This window comes from Piscinibacter defluvii (assembly GCF_004011805.1).
Taxonomy (GTDB): Bacteria; Pseudomonadota; Gammaproteobacteria; order Burkholderiales; family Burkholderiaceae_C; genus Piscinibacter; species Piscinibacter defluvii.
The window spans coordinates 1-4,157 of the sequence record NZ_RCHJ01000070.1; the positions used below are offsets into that span (position 1 = coordinate 1).

General features: G+C 64.5%; 4 protein-coding genes. All 4 read left to right on the plus strand.

Annotated elements, in window-relative coordinates:
* On the plus strand, positions 1–463 hold a 463-nt coding region (locus D9C15_RS32645), incomplete at its 5' end, for a P-loop NTPase family protein (protein WP_510630234.1).
* 83 nt (positions 464–546) lie between these two features.
* The gene (locus D9C15_RS32650; protein ID WP_128003628.1) at positions 547–1,782 is read left to right on the plus strand and encodes a tyrosine-type recombinase/integrase; all 1,236 of its coding nucleotides are present in this window, start codon (positions 547–549) and stop codon (positions 1,780–1,782) included.
* The gene (locus D9C15_RS32655) at positions 1,779–2,711 is read left to right on the plus strand and encodes a tyrosine-type recombinase/integrase (protein WP_128003629.1); all 933 of its coding nucleotides are present in this window, start codon (positions 1,779–1,781) and stop codon (positions 2,709–2,711) included. Before D9C15_RS32650 ends, D9C15_RS32655 begins: the two co-directional genes overlap by 4 nt.
* Positions 2,708–3,709 carry a site-specific integrase gene (locus D9C15_RS32660; RefSeq protein ID WP_128003630.1) on the plus strand — a complete coding sequence of 334 codons (1,002 nt, stop codon included), beginning with the start codon at positions 2,708–2,710 and terminating at the stop codon, positions 3,707–3,709. The genes D9C15_RS32655 and D9C15_RS32660 overlap by 4 nt, the downstream gene beginning before the upstream one ends.
* The last annotated feature ends 448 nt before the right edge of the window (positions 3,710–4,157 follow it).

A 4,157-nucleotide genomic window follows, 5' to 3' on the forward strand; every position in this document is an offset into this window, starting at 1 on the left:
GATCCACTATGCCGAGAACCTGGACATGCCGAGTTCGCAGTCTGGCCAGCGTGCCCGCCCCTGCAACTGTCCTGCGGGTACCTGCGAAGCGATGCGGCATAGCACGGCGGGGTCGGCAGCGATCAGCACCAACGCGCGCGTAGGCAAGAGCCTCAGTTTGATGAGCGGCGGTGAGCGAACGTTCATCGACGCATGCCTGACACGCGCGATCGCCCTGTACTTGGCCCAGAACACCGGGCGGAGCTACGCCACACTGTTCTCAGACGAGGCCGATGGGCCTCTCGACCCCGAGCACAAGCGCATGTTCATGGCGATGAAGCGCGAGGTTCTTCGGCTCGGCGGCTACCGGCAGGAGTTCTTCATCACCCAGACCCCGCACCTCGCGGCGATGGCCGATGCCATCATCGACCTGGATGCCATGCAGGTCGATCCGCGAGCTGGCGCGGATGCTGCACTTGGTTGACACGAACCACTCGGGTTCACAGTAGCGCCGGACTGCCATAGGTTCGACTTTGCCGGGGACGGTTTCCCCGGAAGGAGATCCTCATGGAACAGTTGTTCGCGCGCCCGCGAGCGCAGATGCGGATGCACGATGGCCCGCTGGGCGGGTACATCGATGCCTACATCGACTTGCTGGCAACCAAAGGCTACGGCCGCGACTCGCGACGCCGCTCGGCGTGGTTGGTTGGAGACTTCAGCCGCTGGCTGGACCAACGCGGCACTGCCGCCGCAGCAGTAAGCCAAGACGTGGTCGATGCCTTCTTGCGCGGCCGTAAGCGTCGTCGCGCGCCGAGGGTCGAAGACCGCTCAACGCTGCTGCGGCTGCTGGCGCACCTCGCGCTGCAGGGCGTCATCTGCATGCCATCACCTGAGCGCGCTCCAACTGCGGCTGAGCAGATCGAGGCCGAGTATGTCGACTACATGCTCCACGAGCGCAACCTGGCGCCTGCAACTATCCGCTCCAACCGGATCGAGGCAAGGAACCTGTTGACGTCCCTCTTCGCCGATGGTCCTCTGACGTTCGACACCGTTGCGGCGCGGGACGTCATGGCCCACATCAGGCGAGCGACGAAGGCCTGCCGTCCGAACTCTGCATGCAGAGTCGTCGGTGGAGTTCGGGCGTTCCTGCGGTTCGCGCTTTACCGCGGCTGGCTCGGCACCGATATGTCTTCGCACATGCCGGCGCCCGCCGTTTGGTCGCAGTCATCGATCCCGCGCTCCCTCCGGGACGAACAGGTTGTGCGCACCCTCGCTCAATGCGATCGGACTACGCCGAGTGGGTGTCGGGACTACGCGGTCATCCTCCTGCTTGCGCGGCTCGGCCTGCGGGCCGGCGAGGTGGTAGCTCTACGGCTGGAGGACATCGACTGGGAAGCCGGCGAGCTACAGGTTCGCAATGGACAAACCCGAGTCGATCGCCTCCCGCTTCCATACGACGTGGGCCAAGCGATGGCGCAGTACCTGAGCGAGGCTCGGCCAAGCTGTTCCTGCCGGCAGGTCTTCTTGCGAGCACAGGCACCAATAGAAGGGTTCTCCAGCGGGGCCGCTGTTGCGGCGATCGTCCGCCGCGCGCTTCAGCGCGCCGGCATCGATGCGCCGAGCAACGGAGCCCATGTGCTCCGTCACACGTTGGCCACACGACTGCTGCGCGAGGGGTCGTCGCTGCCCGAGATCGGCGAGGTGCTGCGTCACCGCCAGCAGCAGACAACGACGATCTATGCGAAGGTGGACTTTTCCTCCCTGCGAGCCATCGCCCCTTCTTGGCCCGGAGGTGTGCAATGACGCCGCTGAGACAGTCCGCCGCCGACTATCTTGCACTCCGGCGAGCGCTCGGGTTCAAGCTTCGGGCGAACGAAGATGCGCTGGTCGAGTTCACTGACTTTCTCGACCGGCGCGGGGCCACAACCATCACGGCAGCCCTCGCCGTGGAATGGGCCTTGAGCAAGCCCTCTACGCGTCCTGGTTTCGCCGCCGATCGGCTGCGGCGTATTCGCGGGTTCACGCGCCATCACCTGTTGTCCGATCCCTCCACGGAGGTGACGCCCGCCAACCTCCTGCCTTCGCATCGGCATCGGCGTCAACCGTACCTGTACTCGGACGATGAGTTTGCTCGGTTGATGACATGCGCATTGAAGCTGCCTCCCGTCGACGGCCTGCGAGGAGCGACCTACCACTGCCTCCTGGGACTGCTCAGCGTCACCGGGATGCGGCTGGGTGAGGCGATCCGTCTCGAGGTCGGCGATGTTGATTTCGACCAATGCTTGCTGACCATTCGGCAGACGAAGTTTGGCAAGTCCCGGTTGGCTCCGATTGCCGATTCAACCCGGTCTGCGCTTGTGGAGTACCGGGCGCAGCGCGATCACTTCGCCAAGCGATTGGCACCGCCGCAGTTCTTCATCTCGGGTCGGCGGACAGCACTCGACCCGGGACACATTCATCGAACCTTCTATCAGCTCCTCGACCGGGCGGAGGTGCGCGCCCCCGCAGGTGCTCCACGCCCTCGGTTGCATGACCTCCGCCACCGCTTCGCCATCCAGACATTGCTGCGCTGGTACCGATCCGGCCAGGATGTCGAGCGCCACCTGCCGACCTTGTCAACCTTCCTAGGTCACGTGCGCATCGAGCACACCTACTGGTACCTCAGTGCGTGCCCCGAGCTGATGGGCAACGCGCTCGCCCGGTTCGAGTGTCACTGGGAGAACCTGTCATGACGGCCGCGACTGGCAGTCTCGCCGTTCTGCTAGAGGGGTTCTTCACCCGAAGACTCTTGCAGCAGCGGCAGGCGAGCGCGCACACGATCGCGTCCTATCGTGACACCTTCCGGCTTTTCCTGCGGTTCGCCCAGAAGCGCCTCAAGGTTGCCCCCAGCGCGCTGGCGTTGGAGCAACTCGACGCGCCGCTGATCGCGGCGTTCCTTGCCGATCTGGAGCACGAACGCGGCGTGAGTGCCAGAAGCCGGAACCTGCGGCAGAGCGCCATTCGATCGTTCTTCCAGTACGCCGCCTTTGAATCGCCGGGTCACGCAAGCCTGATCCAGCGCGTCCTGGCGATTCCCAGCAAGCGTTGCACTCGCAAGCAGGTTTGCCATCTGACGCGCGAGGAGGTCGACGCCTTGCTTGCGGCGCCTGATCGGTCCACCTGGTCGGGACGACGCGACCATGCCTTGTTGTTGCTTGCGATTCAGACCGGGCTGCGTCTGTCCGAGATGACCGGCCTTAGAACCACCGATGTCAGGCTTGGCAGTGGTGCCCACGTCCACGTGCTCGGGAAGGGACGCAAGGAGCGTTGCACGCCACTGGCCAAACAGACGCAGGCAGCTTTGCGCTCATGGATGGGCCGCGACCTGGGATCTGAACCCGTCACTCTGTTCCCGAGTGCCAGAGGCGGTCGCCTGAGTGCCGATGGCGTTCAGTACCTCGTGGCCAAACATGTCGCCACCGCCACCAAAGTCTGCCCGTCCTTGGCGCGCAAGCGTGTGACGCCGCACGTGTTGCGCCACACCACGGCGATGGAGCTCCTTCAGGCCGGCGTTGATCGGTCGGTGATCGCGATGTGGCTTGGCCACGAGTCGCTGGAAACTACACAGATCTACCTCGACGCCGATCTGACGCTCAAGGAGCGTGTGCTGGACAAGGTGGTTCCTCCCGATGTGCGGGCCAGGCGCTATCGGCCGGATGATCAGTTGATGGCGTTCCTCAGCGGGCTGTGACCCAGTCGGCAGTCCGACATCCGTCTTGCAAGTAGAGCCGGCCGTCGCCGCATGTGTAGGCGGCGGCCGTGCCGGCGGACATCGGCGCACCGAGACGGGTGCGCTCAGGTGGTTCGGCCACACAAGTTCGCGTCGATGATCGTTGCCGGCACCTAGCCCGATCTGCGCGAACGTAGATCCGGCGCAAAGGCCACTTGGCCTCCCGCCTTCGCCAGCGATACCGCTGGCGCACGAGTTCTTGTCGGCCACCTGCCGGCAGCGGCAACGGCTACTCAGGGAGCGCTGGCCTCGTGCCGGTGAGCGTCAGCTGCACTCAGATCGCGATCGTTCGACGTCTCACCTTGGCTGTGCGAGATCGACCCAAAGCGGTCCTGCAACTCGCGAGACTCAGGCTCTCCTAAAATTCAAGTGGGTTGCCCTACGTGAGGGTTGATTGCTTGGAAGTTGA

Coding starts and splice junctions, on each gene's coding strand:
- D9C15_RS32655 (WP_128003629.1), top strand. CDS start 1,779: ATGACGCCGCTGAGACAGTCCGCCGCCGACTATCTTGCACTCCGGCGA.
- D9C15_RS32660 (WP_128003630.1), top strand. CDS start 2,708: ATGACGGCCGCGACTGGCAGTCTCGCCGTTCTGCTAGAGGGGTTCTTC.
- D9C15_RS32650 (WP_128003628.1), top strand. CDS start 547: ATGGAACAGTTGTTCGCGCGCCCGCGAGCGCAGATGCGGATGCACGAT.